This window comes from Pseudomonas sp. TH49 (genome assembly GCF_016650625.1).
GTDB classification, from domain to species: domain Bacteria; phylum Pseudomonadota; class Gammaproteobacteria; order Pseudomonadales; family Pseudomonadaceae; genus Aquipseudomonas; species Aquipseudomonas fluorescens_H.
The window spans coordinates 2,600,334-2,617,932 of sequence record NZ_JAEKFL010000002.1; the positions used below are offsets into that span (position 1 = coordinate 2,600,334).

Consider the following 17,599-nt stretch of genomic DNA (forward strand, 5'->3'; position numbering starts at 1 on the left):
TCAGGTTGTGTCCGCGTATGACAGGTGAAATGAACATCCTCCCGCTCCCGCCTACCACCCCGGCGAACACGCGTCCGCTGGTGATGAGCGGTGAATTGCTCAAGCTGCTGACCCCGGTCGAAGGCTTGATCGGCGCCGGGCAAAGCGCGCAGGCCGAGGTGTTGTCACTCAAACAGGCGGATCAGACCTTTCAACTGCTGCTGAAGGTGACCGTCGACGGCGGCCGGCAGACCACCGTGCAAGCGACCAGCACCCTGCCGCTGCCGACCGGCACCAATCTGGCAGTGACCCAGCCGTCGGCGGGCAATCTGGCGATCACCGTGCAGCAGGCGATTGCCAGCAGCGTCGCCGCCCTCACCCGCATTGATACGGCGCAGTTACCGGTCGGCACGCTGCTGCAAGGCAAGGTGCTGACCTCACAGACGTTGCCGCAAGTGCCGGGGCAGCCGACGGTGTACCGCTCGCTGGTGAGCCTGCTCAACACCGCGCAGAGCGGTGCCACGCTGGATATCGACAGCCCGACGCCGTTGCGCATCGGCACCCTGCTCTCGGCACTGGTGGAAGACTCGCAAACCCTCAAGTTCGTGCCACTGAGCAGCCGCCAGGAGCAATTGGCGGTGAGCCAGCAACTGCTCGGCCAGCAGAGTCGCCAGGGTTCGCTGGACGGTTTGCTCAACGCCTTGCAAAACCTGCCGAGCGACGACGATCAGACCTCGCAGGACCTGCGCGCTGCCGTCGTACGCCTGCTCGCCAACCTGCCCGACGTGCAGCAGATGAGCACCGCCAAAGGCGTCGCCCTGGCCCTGGCCGGCAGCGGCGCCTTTCTCGAAGCCAAACTGCTGACCGGACAGAATCCCGCGCTGGCCCCGGACATAAAAGCCGATTTGCTCAAGCTGATCGCACAGCTGTCACCGGGTGCGCCGGGCAATGCCAGTTTCAACGCAATCATCGCCGCCAACACCCTGGCGCAAGCGCTGCCGAGCTTCGTGCGCAACGCCCTCGGCACCCTCGGTCAGGTCAGCGCCAAACCGCTGCCGAGCAGTTTCCCGCTGCCCGACCGCCTGCTGCAAAGCCTCGAAGGCGAAGGCGATCTGGAACATCTGCTGCGCCTCGCCGCGGCAGCCGTGTCGCGCCTGCAAAGCCATCAACTGTCGAGCCTGGAACAGACCGGGCTCACCGACGATGGTCGCCTGCTCAGTACCTGGCAGCTGGAAATCCCCATGCGCAACTTGCAGGACATCGTGCCGCTGCAGGTCAAGTTCCAACGTGAAGAAGCGCCGGAAAGAGAACCGCAACCCAACGAACGCCGTGACGAGCGCGAGCCCAAACAACAGCTGTGGCGCGTCGATCTGGCCTTTGACATGGAGCCGCTGGGACCGATGCAGATTCAGGCGCAGTTGATTGCCGGCAGCCTGTCGAGCCAGCTCTGGGCCGAACGCCCGTACACCGCCGACCTGATCGAAACCAATCTGTTCGCGCTGCGCCAGCGCCTGCTCGATCGCGGCCTGAATGTCGGCGATCTCGACTGCCACCTCGGCACCCCGCCGCAAGGCAACCACACCCGCCTCGAACACCGCTGGGTCGACGAAACCGCATGAACGATTCCACTGCTCCACGCCAGGCCATCGCCCTCAAATACGACGGCAACCACGCCCCGACCCTCACCGCCAAGGGCGACGAGGAACTGGCCGAAGAAATCCTGCGCATTGCCCGTGACTGTGAAGTGCCGATCTATGAAAACGCCGAGCTGGTGCGGCTGTTGGCGCGCATGGAACTGGGCGACAGCATTCCCGAGGAGCTGTACCGCACGATTGCCGAGATCATCGCGTTTGCATGGAACCTGAAGGGGAAATTCCCCGAGGGACAGGACCCGGATGCGCCGATGGTCGAGAAGGACGTTACCGAACGCGGGGATGATTACTGAGGTTTCGAAGGCCCCTTCGCGAGCAAGCCCGCTCCCACATTTGATCGCATTCCTCCAATAGGATCGCGGTCGAATGTGGGAGCGGGCTTGCTCGCGAATGGCGATTTCCGCTTTAGAGCAAAAATCAGCTTCTGTGCAGCTTGCGCATCAACTCCGCCTCAGCCTGGGTCAAGCCACAGGACTGAGTCAGCTCATCGACGCTCGCGCCCATCCCCACCAGTTTCGCCGCCTGGGCGAACGACAGGCTCGACGGGTCGCGCTGTTCCAGCGCGACAATCTTGTCCGGCAGAGGGCCGACCACCGAGCGCAGCTCGTGCAGGGCTTCGCCCATGCGCACGTTGCCGTTCTGGTAATCGTCGACGCGCTTGGCCAGGTCCTTGATGCGCTGATCACGCAGCGCATCGCCCTGGGCCTGCTGCGCAGCGATGACCTTTTGCGCCTTGATATACGCCAGAAACATTGCCAGCGTGCCTGCCCAGAAGAGGAACAGGACAATGACCGCTACCTCGAGAATCAATCAGATGCTCTCCAGTTCCGACCATTCTTCTTCGCTCATCATCTTGTCCAGCTCGACCAGGATCAGCAACTCGTTGTTCTTGTTGCACACGCCCTGGATGAACTTAGCCGATTCTTCGTTGCCGACGTTCGGCGCGGTCTCGATTTCCGACTGACGCAGGTAAACCACTTCGGCCACGCTGTCGACCATGATCCCGACCACTTGCTTGTCGGCTTCGATGATGACGATACGGGTGTTGTCGCTGATCTCGCCGCTGTTCAGGCCGAAGCGCTGACGGGTGTCGATCACGGTGACCACGTTACCGCGCAGGTTGATGATGCCCAGCACGTAGCTTGGCGCACCCGGAACCGGCGCGATCTCGGTGTAGCGCAGGACTTCCTGAACGCGCATCACGTTGATGCCGTAGGTTTCGTTGTCCAGCTTGAAGGTCACCCATTGCAGGATCGGATCTTCAGAACCTTTTGCATTCGTCGCCTGACTACTCATACCCTGACCCCTCGAAAAAACCGCACTGGGCGGTGTGTGTTCTGTGTGGAGGCATTGAAAAATGCCTTCGCCTGACTGTTATGTCGGCTGCTATGTCGATTTATGTAGCGGCTTGTGGCCGCCCAAGTGCTTTGCCCCGCCGCTGGCGATCAACTCGGCCAGCGCGGCTACATCAAGTAATGCACACATGTGCTCAATCACCGTGCCGGCTAGCCATGGCCGCTGACCCCGGTGACTTCTCCATTTGATTTCATTCGGGTCCAGGCGCAACGAGCGGCTGACCTGATGCACTGCCAGGCCCCACTCGTAACCTTGTACCGAAATCACGTACTGCAGGCCCTGACGGAAGTCATCGCGGTAGCGATCCGGCATGACCCAACGCGCGGTATCCAATACTTTGAGATTGCCGGCCTGGCTCGGCAGAATCCCGAGGAACCATTCCGGCTGACCGAACAGCGGCGTCAACTCGTGGCCGGCCAGCGAATAGATCGAACCCAGGCACACCAGCGGCACGGCCAGGGTCAGCCCGGCGACATCGAACAACAGGCATTCGAAGGCTTCCGAAGCCCAGGCCGGACGGCCATCGGTTTCCACCGGTGGCGGCGTGTTGCTCGGCGGCAGGTGCACTTCTACAACCGGCGGCACCAGCGTTTGCTCCACGGGTGCCGGCGCAACCGGCGCAGGTTCGGCCACGACCGGTTCCGGCGCGGTTTTCAGCAATTGGGTTTGCAACAGCGGTGCGAGGGTCGAAACCGTTGCGCGCACCGGCGCTGACTCTTCAATCAATGCGACAGGTGCCTTGGCCACTGGCGCGGCGGCAGGCGCAGCCATCGGTGCGGCAGGTTTGGCAGCTTTCTGCGCATCACGCGCCTGCTCTTCAAGCACCGCTGCCTGGAATTCATCCAGCGCCGCAGCGCTTTCGACCACCTCGACCGGCACCTCGACCTGCACTTCCACTGGCGGCAACTCGTCAGGGATTTCCTGCAGCAAGCTGTCCAGATAGGACTGCAACGCCAGTTGCGGGCGCGACGTCAGTTTGATCGGCCGGTTCATGCTCAAGCCACCTGCGGAACAAGTTGTTGCGCCAGCAGATGCTTGAGCAGCGCGCGGTAAGCCAGCACGCCGCGACTCTTGCCGTCGAATTGCGAAGGTGTGACACCGGCCCGGCTGGCGTCGCGCAGACGGGTATCGACCGGGATGTAACCCTGCCAGATCTCTTCGGGGAATTTGTCACGCAGCACGCGCAAGGTACCCAGCGACGCCTGCGTACGGCGGTCGAACAGGGTCGGCACGATGCTGAATGGCAGCGCCTGTTTGCGCGAGCGGTTGATCATCGCCAGGGTGTTGACCATGCGCTCCAGGCCTTTGACGGCCAGGTGCTCGGTCTGCACCGGGATCACCAGTTGCTGGCTCGCGGCCAGGGCGTTGACCATCAGCACGCCGAGCAACGGGGGGCTGTCGATGATCGCGTAATCGAAGTCCTGCCACAGCTGCGCCAGACTCTTGGCGATCACCAGGCCCAAACCACTCTGCCCCGGCGACTGGCGCTCAAGGGTGGCGAGTGCGGTACTCGACGGCAACAGGGAAATACGTTCGTCGCTGGTCGACAGCAGCAACTGCCCGGGCAAGCCTTGCGGCACGCTGCCCTTGTGCAGAAACAGGTCGTAGTTGCTGTGCTCCAGGCTGTCGGGGTCGTAGCCGAAATAGCTGGTCATCGAGCCGTGCGGGTCGAGATCGACCACAACCACGCGCTTGCCCGCCTCCGCCAGCAATCCGGCTAAAGCGATGGAAGATGTGGTTTTACCGACACCACCCTTTTGATTGGCGACTGCCCAGACTCTCATTCGGTTCGTTCCTCCCGGCCGAGATGCTCGACCGAGACATAGCTCAGCGTATTAATGCGGGTGACGGAGAATTGACGGCACTCTCGCGTCCCGGCGTCTTGACCGGGGTCGGTGCAGTTTGTGTGCCAGCGCGCTTCAATGCCGCGTCCGGTTGCGCATTGGCGGTTCCGGTACCGGTCAGACTGCGGCGCACATCAAGGTTGCGCGACACCACCAGCACCACGCGACGGTTTTTCGCCCGGCCTTCGGCGGTGGCGTTGTTGGCCACCGGCTGAAACTCACCGTAACCCACCGAGGCCAGACGACCAGGGTTCACACCCTGCATCGCCAGCATGCGCACGATGCTCGCCGAACGCGCCGAGGACAGTTCCCAGTTGGTCGGGTACTGCGCGGTGCGGATCGGCTGATCGTCGGTGAAGCCTTCGACATGGATCGGGTTGTCGAACGGTTTGAGGATCGCTGCAACCTTGTCGATGATGTTGAAGGCGATATCGCTCGGCATCGCGTCGCCGCTGCCGAACAACAGGCTGGAATTGAGTTCGATCTCGACCCACAACTCGTTGCCGCGCACGGTCATCTGGTTGGAGGCGATCAAGTCGCCGAACGCGGCACTGATGTCATCGGCAATGCTTTTCAGCGGATCGCTGGCACCGGCGATACCGGCATCAACCTGCTCGCTGTCCTTGACCAACGGCTTGGCCGGGGTCACGGTTTTCGGGCGTTCCTCACCGATCGGGATCGGTTTGAGCGAGCGATCGGAGTCGGTGAAAACCCCGATCAGCGCTTCGGAAATGACCTTGTACTTGCCTTCGTTGATCGACGAGATCGAGTACATCACCACGAAGAACGCGAACAACAACGTGATGAAATCCGCGTACGACACAAGCCAACGCTCGTGATTAACGTGTTCTTCCTGATGCCTGCGGCGAGCCATAGTCCATTACCCCCATCAATCCATGAAGCCCTGAAGCTTCAGCTCGATAGAGCGAGGGTTTTCACCTTCGGCGATCGACAAAATACCTTCCAACAACATTTCGCGATAACGCGACTGCCGCAACGCGATTGACTTGAGCTTGGCCGCCACCGGCAGCAACACCAGGTTGGCACTGGCCACGCCGTAAATGGTCGCGACGAATGCCACGGCAATGCCGCTGCCCAATTGGGTCGGATCAGCGAGGTTGCCCATCACATGAATCAGGCCCATCACCGCACCGATGATGCCGATGGTCGGCGCGTAGCCGCCCATGCTTTCGAAGACTTTGGCAGCCTCGATGTCGCGGGCTTCCTGGGTGTAGAAATCCACTTCGAGAATGCTGCGGATCGCTTCCGGTTCGGCGCCATCAACCAGCAGTTGCAGGCCCTTGCGCGAGTAGTTGTCCGGTTCGGCATCGGCTACGCCTTCCAGCCCCAGCAGGCCTTCCTTGCGTGCGGTGAGGCTCCAGTTGACCACCCGGTCGATACCGCCGGCCAGGTCGACCCGTGGCGGGAACAGGATCCAGGCGAGGATCTGCATGGCGCGCTTGAAGGCGCTCATCGGCGATTGCAGCAGCGCGGCACCGATGGTGCCACCGAGAACGATCAGCGCCGCCGGGCCGTTGGCCAGCGCGCCGAGGTGACCGCCTTCAAGGTAGTTGCCGCCGATGATGGCGACGAACGCCATGATGATCCCGATAAGGCTTAGAACATCCATCAGATACACGCCTCGACGATGTGCTTGCCGATGTCGTCCAGCCCATACACCGCGTCAGCCAGATCGGCTTTTACGATGGCCATCGGCATGCCGTAGATCACGCAGCTTGCCTCATCTTGCGCCCATACCGAGCTGCCGCCCTGCTTGAGCAGACGCGCGCCTTCACGGCCGTCGGCGCCCATGCCGGTGAGGACCACCGCCAGAACTTTGTCACCGTAGGACTTGGCCGCGGAACCGAAGGTGATGTCCACGCACGGCTTGTAATTCAGACGCTCGTCGCCCGGGAGGATTTTCACCGCACCACGGCCGTCGATCATCATCTGCTTGCCACCCGGCGCCAGCAGCGCCAGGCCCGGACGCAGGATGTCGCCATCCTCGGCTTCCTTGACGCTGATGCGGCACAGCTTGTCCAGACGCTCGGCAAACGCCTTGGTGAACGCCGCCGGCATGTGCTGGATCAGCACGATCGGCGCCGGGAAGTTCGCCGGCAACTGGGTCAGCACCCGTTGCAGGGCAACCGGGCCGCCGGTCGAAGTACCGATGGCAACCAGTTTGTACGCTTTGCGTTTCGGTGCCGGCGACGAAGCGCTGGCAGCCGGCGCGCGAGCCGGTGTCGGAGCCGGGGCCGGACGCGTCGGAGCAGCAGCGCTGTGGCTGCTGAAACTCGAAGCCGCTGGCGCCGGGGCAGGTGCAGGCGTCGGTGCAGCGGCTGGAGCCGGCGCACTGTAGGCACTGAAACGACGATTACTGCGCGAGATGCTGTGGACCTTCTCGCACAGCAGTTGCTTGACCTTCTCGGGATTGCGCGAGATGTCTTCGAAATTCTTCGGCAGGAAATCCACCGCGCCGGCGTCCAGCGCATCCAGGGTGACCCGGGCGCCTTCGTGCGTCAGCGAGGAGAACATCAACACCGGAGTCGGGCAGCGCTGCATGATGTGCCGCACCGCCGTGATGCCATCCATCATCGGCATCTCGTAGTCCATGGTGATCACGTCCGGCTTGAGGGCCAGGGCCTGATCGATCGCCTCTTTACCGTTGGTGGCCGTGCCGACCACCTGGATGCTCGGATCCGCTGAAAGAATTTCCGAGACGCGGCGGCGGAAAAAACCCGAATCGTCCACCACCAGGACTTTGACTGCCATAAACACTCCATTAGGCGCAGCGGGACGTCGTCGCCCCGCTGCCCCGGATTCAAATACGCCGTGCGGCGTAACGCTTGAGCATGCTTGGAACATCGAGGATCAGAGCGATGCGGCCATCACCGGTAATGGTGGCGCCGGACATGCCCGGAGTGCCCTGGAGCATTTTGCCCAATGGCTTGATGACCACTTCTTCCTGGCCGACCAGTTGATCGACGACGAAGCCGATCCGCTGAGTGCCCACCGAAAGGATCACCACATGGCCTTCACGCTGCTCTTCGTGAGCGGCGGAGCTGACCAGCCAGCGCTTGAGGTAGAACAATGGCAGCGCCTTGTCCCGCACGATCACCACTTCCTGGCCATCCACCACGTTGGTGGTCGACAGGTCGAGGTGGAAGATTTCGTTGACGTTGACCAACGGGAACGCAAACGCCTGATTGCCGAGCATGACCATCAGGGTCGGCATAATCGCAAGCGTCAGCGGCACCTTGATGACGATCTTCGAACCCTGGCCCTTGGTCGAGTAGATGTTGATCGAACCGTTGAGCTGGGAAATCTTGGTCTTCACCACGTCCATGCCGACACCGCGGCCGGACACGTCGGAGATCTCGGTCTTGGTCGAGAAACCCGGGGCGAAGATCAGGTTGTAGCACTCGGTATCGCTCAGGCGATCGGCCGCGTCCTTGTCCATCACACCGCGTTTTACCGCGATCGAACGCAGGACGTTCGGGTCCATGCCCTTGCCGTCATCGGAGATCGACAACAGGATGTGATCGCCTTCCTGCTCGGCGGCCAGTACAACGCGACCGCCGCGGGCCTTGCCCGACGCTTCGCGCTCTTCCGGCGACTCGATGCCGTGGTCGACAGCGTTACGCACCAAGTGAACCAGCGGGTCGGCCAGGGCCTCGACAAGGTTTTTGTCGAGGTCGGTTTCTTCACCCACCAGTTCCAGGTTGATCTCTTTCTTGAGCTGACGCGCGAGGTCGCGAACCAGACGCGGGAAGCGCCCGAAGACCTTCTTGATCGGCTGCATCCGGGTCTTCATCACCGCGGTCTGCAAGTCAGCCGTGACCACGTCGAGGTTCGACACGGCCTTGGACATGGCTTCGTCGCCGCTGTTGAGGCCCAGGCGCACCAGACGGTTACGCACCAGTACCAGCTCGCCGACCATGTTCATGATTTCGTCGAGACGCGCGGTATCGACACGAACAGTGGTTTCGGCTTCGCTGGCCGGTTTTTCCGGTGGCGGAGCAGCGGCGGCACGGGCCGGCGCCGGTGCAGCAGCGGCAGCCGGTTTTGGCGCTTCAGCTTTTGGCTCAGGCTTGGGCGCTGCTTTCGGTGCAGCAGCTGGAGCGGCGGCGGCCTTGGCGGCTGGCGCGGCCACGGTCGACGCGGTGCCCGCAGCAGCAGCGCCGACATCGGTGAACTTGCCTTTGCCGTGCAACTCGTCGAGCAGTGATTCGAATTCGTGATCGCTGATCAGATCACTGCCGGCGGCAGCGGCCACCGGAGCGGCTGGCGCAGCCGGTGCCGAGGCGATCGCCGACTCCAGCGCTTCAACGGCAAAGTTGCCCTTGCCATGCAACTGATCGAGCAGTGCTTCGAATTCGTCGTCGGTGATGTCCGAGCTGTCACCGGCAGCCGGTGCCGCCGGAGCGGCCGCTGTCGGTGCCACGGCGTCTGGCGCGAACTGGCCTTTGCCGTGCAACTGATCGAGCAACGACTCGAATTCAGCGTCGGTAATTTCATCGCTCGCTGCCGTATCGGCAGTTGGCGCAGGTGCAGCAGCGGCCGGGGCTTCGGCTTCAGCCTTGACGGCGTTCAGCGAATCCAGCAGCTGTTCAAATTCGTTATCGGTGATGTCGCCGGAATCGCCTTCGACGACCAGCTCTTCGATCATCTCGGCCACTGGCGAAGCCGGGGCTTCGTCCGCCGATTGCGGTTCGGCCAGACGCGCCAGCGCAGCCAGCAGTTCCGGGGTTGCAGCAGTGATCGGTGCACGCTCACGGACTTCGCTGAACATGCTGTTCACCGCGTCCAGTGCTTCAAGCACCACGTCCATCAGTTCTGCATCAACGCGACGCTCACCCTTGCGCAGGATGTCGAACACGTTTTCGGCGATGTGACAGCACTCCACCAGCTCATTGAGCTGAAGGAAGCCGGCGCCCCCTTTTACAGTGTGGAAACCGCGAAAAATTGCGTTGAGCAGATCTGCGTCATCCGGGCGGCTTTCCAGCTCGACCAGTTGCTCGGACAGTTGCTCAAGAATCTCGCCGGCCTCAACCAGGAAATCCTGAAGGATCTCTTCATCGGCGCCGAAGCTCATTAATGGGGTGCTCCTACAGGTCTAAAAACCTAAACTCAAAATCCAAGGCTGGATAACAAATCGTCCACATCGTCCTGACCGGACACAACGTCTTCTCGTTTATCGGCATGAATCTGCGGACCTTCACCCTGCGAGAGATGTTTTTGTGGATCTTTTTCTGCAAGCATCGCAGCACGGTCGTGTTCGATGCCCGCAAAGCGGTCCACCTGACTGGCCATGAGTACGAGTTTGAGCAAATTGCTTTCGACTTCGGTGACCAACTGGGTCACACGCTTGATCACCTGACCGGTGAGGTCCTGGTAATCCTGAGCCAGCAGGATGTCGTTCAGGTTGCTCGACACCGCACGGTTGTCCGTGCTGCTGCGTGACAGAAAACCGTCGACCCGGCGCGCCAGTTCGCGGAACTCTTCAGCCCCGACTTCGCGACGCATGAAGCGCCCCCAATCGGTGCTCAAGGCCTGAGCTTCTTCAGCCAGGCCATTGACCACCGGCGTGGCGCTTTCCACCAGATCCATGGTGCGGTTGGCCGCGGCTTCGGTCAGCTTGACCACATAGCCCAGGCGTTCGGTGGCGTCGGTGATTTGCGACACTTCCTCGGCCTGCGGCATGTGCGGATCGATATGGAAGTTGACGATCGCACTGTGCAGTTCGCGTGTGAGCTTGCCCACTTCCTGATACAGGCCGCGGTCACGGGTCTGATTGAGCTCATGGATCAGTTGCACAGCGTCGCCGAACCTGCCTTTTTCAAGGCTTTCGACCAGTTCGACCGCGTGTTTTTTCAGGGTCGACTCGAAATCGCCCTGTGAAGATTCGTTATGCTCCATAGCTCCCCCGCGCGTTCATCAGCCGATGCGTTCGAAAATCTTCTCGATTTTGTCTTTCAACGCCTGAGCCGTGAAAGGTTTGACCACGTAGCCGTTCACGCCAGCCTGGGCCGCTTCGATGATCTGCTCGCGCTTGGCTTCAGCGGTCACCATCAGCACCGGCAGGTGCTTGAGTTTTTCATCGGCACGCACGTGGCGCAGCAAGTCGATACCGGTCATGCCCGGCATGTTCCAGTCCGTTACCAGAAAGTCGATGCTGCCGCTGTTGAGCACCGGAATGGCGGTAGTGCCATCGTCGGCCTCGACGGTGTTGGTGAACCCAAGATCCCGCAGCAGGTTCTTGATGATCCGCCGCATCGTTGAGAAGTCATCAACGATGAGGATTTTCATGTCTTTGTTCAATTCGACCTCCAAGCAGTCTTAAACGCGCCCAGCACCTGGACGCGCCACTTCAATCAATCGGCGCAGCACTCGAAGACTGTCTGGAGCACAACAGAGCAAGACCGGTGCCGTTCATCACCGCACCAGCCTCGTTCGCAGTGTCCCCACACTGCCTTCAGCGCGCTCGCCACTCCCCCAAACGCCCCCGCAAACGGGCCGCGCACTGGCTGTGTAACTGGCTGACCCGCGATTCACTGACGCCAAGGACTTCACCGATCTCCTTGAGGTTCAGCTCTTCGTCGTAGTACAGCGCCAACACCAGTCGCTCACGCTCCGGCAAATTGGCAATCGCGTCCGCCAGCGCCGCCTGGAAGCGTTCATCTTCCAGATCGCGTGACGGCTCAAGATGAGCACTGGCGCCATCCTCGTGCAGCCCTTCGTGTTCGCCGTCCTGCAACAGGTCGTCGAAACTGAACAGCCGGCTGCCCAGGGTGTCATTCAAAATCCCGTAGTAATCGTCGAGACTCAATTGGAGTTCGGCCGCAACCTCGTGATCTTTAGCGTCACGGCCGGTTTTAGCTTCAATTGCCCGAATTGCGTCACTGACCATACGGGTGTTGCGGTGAACCGAACGTGGCGCCCAGTCCCCTTTGCGTACTTCGTCGAGCATCGCGCCGCGGATCCGGATGCCCGCGTACGTTTCGAAACTGGCGCCTTTGCTGGCGTCGTATTTGGTCGAGACTTCGAGCAGGCCGATCATCCCGGCCTGAATCAGGTCTTCAACCTGCACACTCGCCGGCAAGCGCGCCAGCAGGTGATAGGCAATGCGCTTGACCAGTGGCGCGTAACGCTCGATCAACTCGTACTGCGCGTCACGTGCCGACTTCTTGTAGTAGTTCATACCGCTGGCGGTCATAGCACAGGCCCTGCCGTTTGCTGCACGAGGCGCTCGACGAAAAACTCCAGGTGACCGCGCGGGTTGGCAGGCAGCGGCCAGGTATCGACCTTCTGCGCGATCGCCTTGAACGCCAGCGCGCACTTGGAACGCGGAAAGGCTTCATAGACCGCTCGCTGCTTCTGCACTGCCTTGCGCACGCTTTCGTCGTACGGCACCGCGCCGACGTATTGTAAGGCGACGTCGAGGAAGCGATCCGTGACCTTGGTCAACTTGGCGAACAGGTTGCGCCCTTCCTGCGGGCTCTGCGCCATGTTGGCCAGCACGCGGAAGCGGTTCATGCCGTAGTCGCGGTTGAGCAGTTTGATCAGCGCGTAGGCGTCGGTGATCGAGGTCGGCTCGTCGCAGACCACCAGCAACACTTCCTGCGCGGCGCGGACAAAACTGACTACCGAGTCACCAATACCTGCAGCGGTGTCGATCACCAGCACATCGAGGTTGTCGCCGATGTCGCTGAAGGCCTGAATCAGACCGGCATGTTGTGCCGGGCTCAGGTGCACCATGCTCTGGGTGCCGGACGCGGCCGGCACGATGCGGATCCCGCCGGGGCCCTGCAACAGCACGTCGCGCAGCTCACAGCGGCCTTCGATGACATCGGCCAAAGTGCGTTTGGGGGTCAGTCCCAGCAGAACGTCGACGTTCGCCAGCCCCAGATCGGCGTCCAGCAGCATGACCCGACGGCCAAGCTCTGCCAGCGCCAGAGACAAGTTCACTGACACGTTAGTCTTGCCGACGCCACCTTTGCCGCCGGTCACCGCGATCACCTGTACGGGATGCATGCTGCCCATGTTATTTCTTTACCTTGTCTTGCATAGACGGAGGCCACATTACTGGCTGCGCGTTCTCAACCGGAACAATGCATGGCAGACCATCGATGTAGGTACAAAAACTGTTCATTACCTCAGCCAACCTGCTTGGTCGGGCTGTGGTAGATATCAGCGAACATGTCAGCCATGGCTTCTTCGCTGGGTTCTTCCTGCATTTGCACGCTGACGGCGCGGCTGACCAATTGATGACGGCGCGGCAGATGCAGATCATCCGGAATCCGTGGGCCGTCGGTCAGGTAGGCGACCGGCAGTTCATGACTGATCGCCAGGCTCAACACTTCGCCAAGGCTGGCCGTCTCATCCAGTTTAGTCAGGATGCAGCCGGCAAGCCCGCAACGCTTGTAACTGTGATAAGCGGCGGTTAGAACCTGTTTCTGGCTGGTGGTTGCCAGCACCAGATAATTTTTTGAACGGATGCCACGCCCGGCCAGACTTTCCAGCTGCATGCGCAGTGCCGGATCGCTGGCCTGCAGGCCGGCGGTATCGATCAGCACCACGCGTTTGCGCAGCAGCGGGTCGAGTGCCTGCACCAGCGACTGGCCCGGATCGACGTGCGTAACCGGCACATTGAGAATCCGCCCCAGGGTCTTGAGTTGTTCCTGGGCGCCGATGCGGAAGCTGTCCATGCTGACCAGCGCGACATTCTGCGCGCCGTACTTGAGCACGTAGCGCGCCGCGAGTTTGGCCAGGGTGGTGGTCTTGCCCATGCCGGCCGGGCCGACCATGGCAATCACTCCGCCCTCTTCCAACGGCTCGACTTCCGGTACGGCAATCATTCGCGCCAGGTGCGCGAGCAGCATGCGCCAGGCCTGACGCGGTTCTTCGATGTCGGTGATCATCGCCAGCAAGTCGCGCGACAACGGCCCGGACAGACCGATGCGTTGCAGACGACGATACAGATTGGCTTGTGCCGGACGGCTGCCTTGCAGCTGATTCCAGGCCAGGGTGCCGAGCTGCACTTCCATCAGCTCACGCAGACTGTTCAATTCGAAACGCATCGAATCCAGCGCACGCGGATCGATGCCGGCGGACGACTGGGCAGGCGCTGGCGCCGGACGCGCCGGGGCGGCGTAAGTCGGTTCGCTCAACGGCTCGGCAGCGGTCAGCGGCAGGCCGGCCGTCAACGGCAGCCCGGCGAACAACTGGCGATTGGTGTTGCCGTCGGCTTCGCCACGCAGGCTCAGTTCGGCCTGGGCGGTAACGATGCGCGACTGGGTCTTGCGCAGCTCGTCCTCGAGTTCCATGTTCGGAACCCGTGGCGCCAGCGCCGACAATTTGTAATCCAGCGCCGCCGTCAGCTCGACGCCGCCGGCAATGCGGCGGTTGCCAATGATGGCGGCATCAGCGCCCAGCTCATCACGAACCAGCTTCATGGCCTGACGCATATCGGCGGCGAAAAAACGCTTAACTTGCATAAACCACTACCTCAGCCGTTGGGCCCTACTGTCGCAACGATGGTCACTTGCTTGTTGTCCGGAATTTCCTGGTAGGCCAGCACGTGCAGCCCTGGGACTGCGAGGCGGCCGAAACGCGAAAGCATCGCGCGTATCGGGCCTGCTACCAACAGGATCACCGGTTGACCTTGCATTTCCTGGCGCTGCGCCGCTTCGATGAGCGAACGCTGCAGCTTCTCGGCCATGCTTGGCTCCAGCAGAACGCCCTCTTCAGAGCCTTGTCCTGCCTTCTGCAGACTATTGAGCAATATTTGTTCCAACCTTGGTTCCAAGGTGATCACAGGCAGCTCGGAGTCAGTGCCTACAATGCTTTGGACGATGGCGCGGGATACCCCGACGCGTACTGCGGCCACCAAAGCGGCGGTATCTTGACTCTTGGCGGCGTTGTTGGCGATAGCCTCGGCAATGCTGCGGATATCGCGCACCGGCACATGTTCGGCCAGCAGCGCCTGCAGCACTTTGAGCAACTGCGACAGCGACACCACCCCCGGCACCAGTTCTTCAGCCAGTTTCGGCGAGCTTTTGGCCAGCAATTGCATGAGTTGCTGCACTTCTTCGTGGCCGATCAGCTCGCTGGAGTGCTTGTACAGAATCTGGTTCAAGTGCGTCGCGACCACGGTACTGGCGTCGACCACGGTGTAACCGAGCGATTGCGCCTGCGCACGCTGGCTGACTTCAATCCACACCGCCTCCAGGCCGAAAGCCGGATCTTTGGCGGTAATGCCGTTGAGCGTGCCGTAGACCTGCCCCGGGTTGATCGCCAGTTCGCGATCCGGGTAGATCTCGGCTTCGGCGAGGATCACCCCCATCAGGGTCAGGCGATAGGCGCTCGGCGCCAGATCGAGGTTGTCGCGAATGTGTACCGTCGGCATCAGGAAACCCAGATCCTGCGAGAGTTTCTTGCGCACGCCCTTGATCCGCGCCAGCAACTGACCACCCTGATTGCGATCCACCAGCGGGATCAGGCGATAGCCGACTTCCAGACCGATCATGTCGATCGGCGTCACGTCATCCCAGCCCAGCTCTTTGGTTTCCATGGCGCGGGCCGGCGACGGCAGCAGTTCCTGCTGACGCTGAACCTCTTGCAGCGCCTGCACCTTGGCGACGTTCTGCTTCTTCCAGAACAGGTACGCGCCACCGGCAGCCAGCGCGGCCATGCTCAGGAACGAGAAGTGCGGCATGCCCGGGACGAGGCCCATCACGGCCATCAAACCAGCGGCCACCGCCAGGGCTTTGGGCGAGGCGAACATCTGGCGATTGATCTGTTTGCCCATGTCTTCCGAACCGGAAGCACGGGTCACCATGATCGCTGCCGCTGTCGATAACAACAGTGATGGCAGTTGCGCCACCAAACCGTCACCGATGGTCAGCAAGGCGTAAACCTTGCCCGCGTCGGCGAAGGTCATGTTGTGCTGGAAGATACCGACGGCCATACCGCCGATGAGGTTGATGAACAGAATCAGCAGGCCGGCGATGGCGTCACCCCGGACGAACTTGCTCGCACCGTCCATCGAACCGTAGAACTCGGCCTCTTGCGCGACCTCCTGACGGCGCAGCTTCGCCTGGTTCTGGTCGATCAGACCGGCGTTGAGGTCGGCGTCGATTGCCATTTGTTTGCCGGGCATTGCATCGAGGGTGAAGCGCGCGCTCACCTCGGAAATTCGCCCGGCACCCTTGGTCACCACGACGAAGTTGATGATCATCAGGATCGCGAACACCACGATACCGACCACGTAGTTACCGCCGATCACCACCTCACCGAAGGCCTGGATCACCTTACCGGCAGCGGCGTGGCCATCCTGACCGTGAAGCATCACCACCCGCGTCGAGGCCACGTTCAACGCCAGCCGCAGCAGCGTCGCCACCAGCAGAATGGTCGGGAACACCGCAAAATCCAGCGGCCGCAGTGCGTACACGCAGACCAGCAGGACGACAATCGACAGCGCAATGTTGAAGGTGAAGAACACGTCCAGCAGGAACGGCGGCACCGGCAACATCATCATGGCCAGCATGACCAGCAGCAACAACGGCACGCCCAGATTGCCTCGACTGAGGTCGGCAATGTTCGAGCGTGCGCTGTTGATTAACTGAGAGCGATCCACCGGTTTTCCCCGTTCCTTTAAAGCAAACTTTTGACGCCCAAAGCAGGCGCACGGCGGCTACTGCAAGAAGCCTTCCAACTTTTGCCGGGGATTGAAATTGAGCTTTGTTTCGGGGAAGTGTCTTGAGAGAAGCTGGGCGCCATGGAGCCGACCGCAAAACAGACTCAGGACGGCTATCACCATTAGCGGTGAACAAAAATCAGAAAAACACGCGCACTCACGGATACCCGGCAGTCAAAATTTGCTCTGGATTAATCTCACCAAGACGCAAATCGCGGCCCACCAGATAGCGCGTACCCTTACGGATCGGACTCCCTCCCACGTCGACAAACGCTTCCTCAGAATAGCCTAATGTCACGATTTCCTCAGGCTGATGAAAAGGATCTTCGGGGTATGCCTTCATCACAATCAGTGCCCAGACAAAGTAAATGTCCGGCACATCCTGCGGCTCGATCTTCCGTTCGACCTCCGGCTCGACCTCCCATCGAAAGTCCTGCCCACCCGTGACCTGTAACTGATCACCGACCATGTGAAATTGTGGTTTGTGATAACGCGCCAGTAGGCCGGTGCCATTGCTACTCCATGTATCGGAGTAGTTGTTGGGCGAAGAGAAAACTCTGACCAACTCTTCAACAGTACCAATGTTGCCAGCGGCACTATTGAATCGGTTGTAGAGACTATGGTGGGCTACCCCGTCCAACCTTGGCTTGATCGCATTGATATACGAATCGAGATAGCCCGGCACATACGCATTGCTCATGTGCACGAAATGCGTGAAGTCCAACATCGCCTTAAAAGTGAACGTGCAAGCGATATGATCAGACTCTTTCGCCACCGACCCGGAAACGAACTCGAACCTCATTCCTTCAAGCTTTTTGTAGTTCTCTGGCATGACCTTCTCCTTGGCGAATGTTAAAGACAGGTCAGAAGGCGAATTGCCCGTGAAACCTGCCAAGGAACATGGAATAGCCGAATGCCCTTTGTGTCCACTGTCAGAACTAACAGGTAGAGGTCTTTTTCAGATAAACGGAAGGCCGCGGTCTTTTGAATTATCAGGAATCGCGCCGCAATGAACACAGATAGGGGGTATCACACTGATCCCCTGTGGGAGCGGGCTTGCTCGCGAAGAG

17 protein-coding genes are annotated in these 17,599 nt (G+C 60.9%); 2 read left to right on the forward strand and 15 right to left on the reverse strand.

The genetic code is table 11. The features are described from left to right. Positions 1–17 precede the first annotated feature (17 nt). Both fliK and JFU48_RS28770 read left to right on the forward strand, forming a co-directional pair. Positions 18–1,598 (forward strand): flagellar hook-length control protein FliK, encoded by a 1,581-nt coding sequence (fliK, locus tag JFU48_RS28765; protein ID WP_201138384.1) that lies wholly within the window; start codon positions 18–20, stop codon positions 1,596–1,598. Then, the gene (locus JFU48_RS28770; RefSeq protein ID WP_003222939.1) at positions 1,595–1,924 is read left to right on the forward strand and encodes an EscU/YscU/HrcU family type III secretion system export apparatus switch protein; all 330 of its coding nucleotides are present in this window, start codon (positions 1,595–1,597) and stop codon (positions 1,922–1,924) included. Before fliK ends, JFU48_RS28770 begins: the two co-directional genes overlap by 4 nt. A 124-nt stretch (positions 1,925–2,048) precedes the next feature. Here JFU48_RS28770 and JFU48_RS28775 read toward each other — a convergent pair whose 3' ends face one another. The 15 genes from JFU48_RS28775 to JFU48_RS28845 form a co-directional block, all read right to left on the reverse strand. Further along, positions 2,049–2,441 (reverse strand): DUF2802 domain-containing protein, encoded by a 393-nt coding sequence (locus JFU48_RS28775; protein ID WP_003222938.1) that lies wholly within the window; start codon positions 2,439–2,441, stop codon positions 2,049–2,051. Beyond that, positions 2,442–2,927 (reverse strand): chemotaxis protein CheW, encoded by a 486-nt coding sequence (locus tag JFU48_RS28780; protein ID WP_003222936.1) that lies wholly within the window; start codon positions 2,925–2,927, stop codon positions 2,442–2,444. Between the two features lie 90 nt (positions 2,928–3,017). Then, positions 3,018–3,980, reverse strand: coding sequence for a CheW domain-containing protein (locus JFU48_RS28785; protein WP_201138385.1), 963 nt, complete (start codon positions 3,978–3,980; stop codon positions 3,018–3,020). Between the two features lie 2 nt (positions 3,981–3,982). After that, positions 3,983–4,771 (reverse strand): ParA family protein, encoded by a 789-nt coding sequence (locus JFU48_RS28790; RefSeq protein ID WP_003222933.1) that lies wholly within the window; start codon positions 4,769–4,771, stop codon positions 3,983–3,985. Between the two features lie 43 nt (positions 4,772–4,814). Next, a complete protein-coding gene (gene motD, locus JFU48_RS28795; RefSeq protein WP_003222931.1) occupies positions 4,815–5,705 on the reverse strand; it encodes a flagellar motor protein MotD in 891 nt (296 codons plus the stop codon). A 15-nt stretch (positions 5,706–5,720) separates the two neighbouring features. Then, positions 5,721–6,461 (reverse strand): flagellar motor protein, encoded by a 741-nt coding sequence (locus tag JFU48_RS28800; RefSeq protein WP_003222929.1) that lies wholly within the window; start codon positions 6,459–6,461, stop codon positions 5,721–5,723. Continuing rightward, positions 6,461–7,603, reverse strand: a complete 1,143-nt coding sequence (locus tag JFU48_RS28805) for a protein-glutamate methylesterase/protein-glutamine glutaminase (protein WP_201138386.1) — start codon at positions 7,601–7,603, stop codon at positions 6,461–6,463. Before JFU48_RS28805 ends, JFU48_RS28800 begins: the two co-directional genes overlap by 1 nt. Before the next feature lie 49 nt (positions 7,604–7,652). Beyond that, complete coding sequence (locus JFU48_RS28810; RefSeq protein WP_103484796.1) at positions 7,653–9,926, reverse strand: chemotaxis protein CheA; 2,274 nt, start codon at positions 9,924–9,926, stop codon at positions 7,653–7,655. A gap of 35 nt (positions 9,927–9,961) precedes the next feature. Further along, on the reverse strand, positions 9,962–10,750 hold the full coding sequence (locus tag JFU48_RS28815) for a protein phosphatase CheZ (RefSeq protein ID WP_003222924.1): 789 nt from the start codon (positions 10,748–10,750) through the stop codon (positions 9,962–9,964). Between the two features lie 18 nt (positions 10,751–10,768). Next, positions 10,769–11,140 carry a chemotaxis response regulator CheY gene (locus JFU48_RS28820; protein ID WP_024012118.1) on the reverse strand — a complete coding sequence of 124 codons (372 nt, stop codon included), beginning with the start codon at positions 11,138–11,140 and terminating at the stop codon, positions 10,769–10,771. 166 nt (positions 11,141–11,306) lie between these two features. Then, positions 11,307–12,047 carry an RNA polymerase sigma factor FliA gene (gene fliA / locus JFU48_RS28825; protein WP_003222919.1) on the reverse strand — a complete coding sequence of 247 codons (741 nt, stop codon included), beginning with the start codon at positions 12,045–12,047 and terminating at the stop codon, positions 11,307–11,309. Further along, complete coding sequence (fleN, locus tag JFU48_RS28830) at positions 12,044–12,874, reverse strand: flagellar synthesis regulator FleN (RefSeq protein ID WP_003222917.1); 831 nt, start codon at positions 12,872–12,874, stop codon at positions 12,044–12,046. The genes fliA and fleN overlap by 4 nt, the downstream gene beginning before the upstream one ends. Positions 12,875–12,987: 113 nt before the next feature. Next, on the reverse strand, positions 12,988–14,328 hold the full coding sequence (flhF, locus tag JFU48_RS28835; protein ID WP_003222914.1) for a flagellar biosynthesis protein FlhF: 1,341 nt from the start codon (positions 14,326–14,328) through the stop codon (positions 12,988–12,990). 11 nt (positions 14,329–14,339) lie between these two features. Further along, on the reverse strand, positions 14,340–16,469 hold the full coding sequence (gene flhA, locus JFU48_RS28840; protein WP_003222912.1) for a flagellar biosynthesis protein FlhA: 2,130 nt from the start codon (positions 16,467–16,469) through the stop codon (positions 14,340–14,342). Positions 16,470–16,686: 217 nt separating this feature from the next. Next, positions 16,687–17,361, reverse strand: a complete 675-nt coding sequence (locus tag JFU48_RS28845; RefSeq protein ID WP_201138387.1) for a hypothetical protein — start codon at positions 17,359–17,361, stop codon at positions 16,687–16,689. Positions 17,362–17,599: the final 238 nt, after the last annotated feature.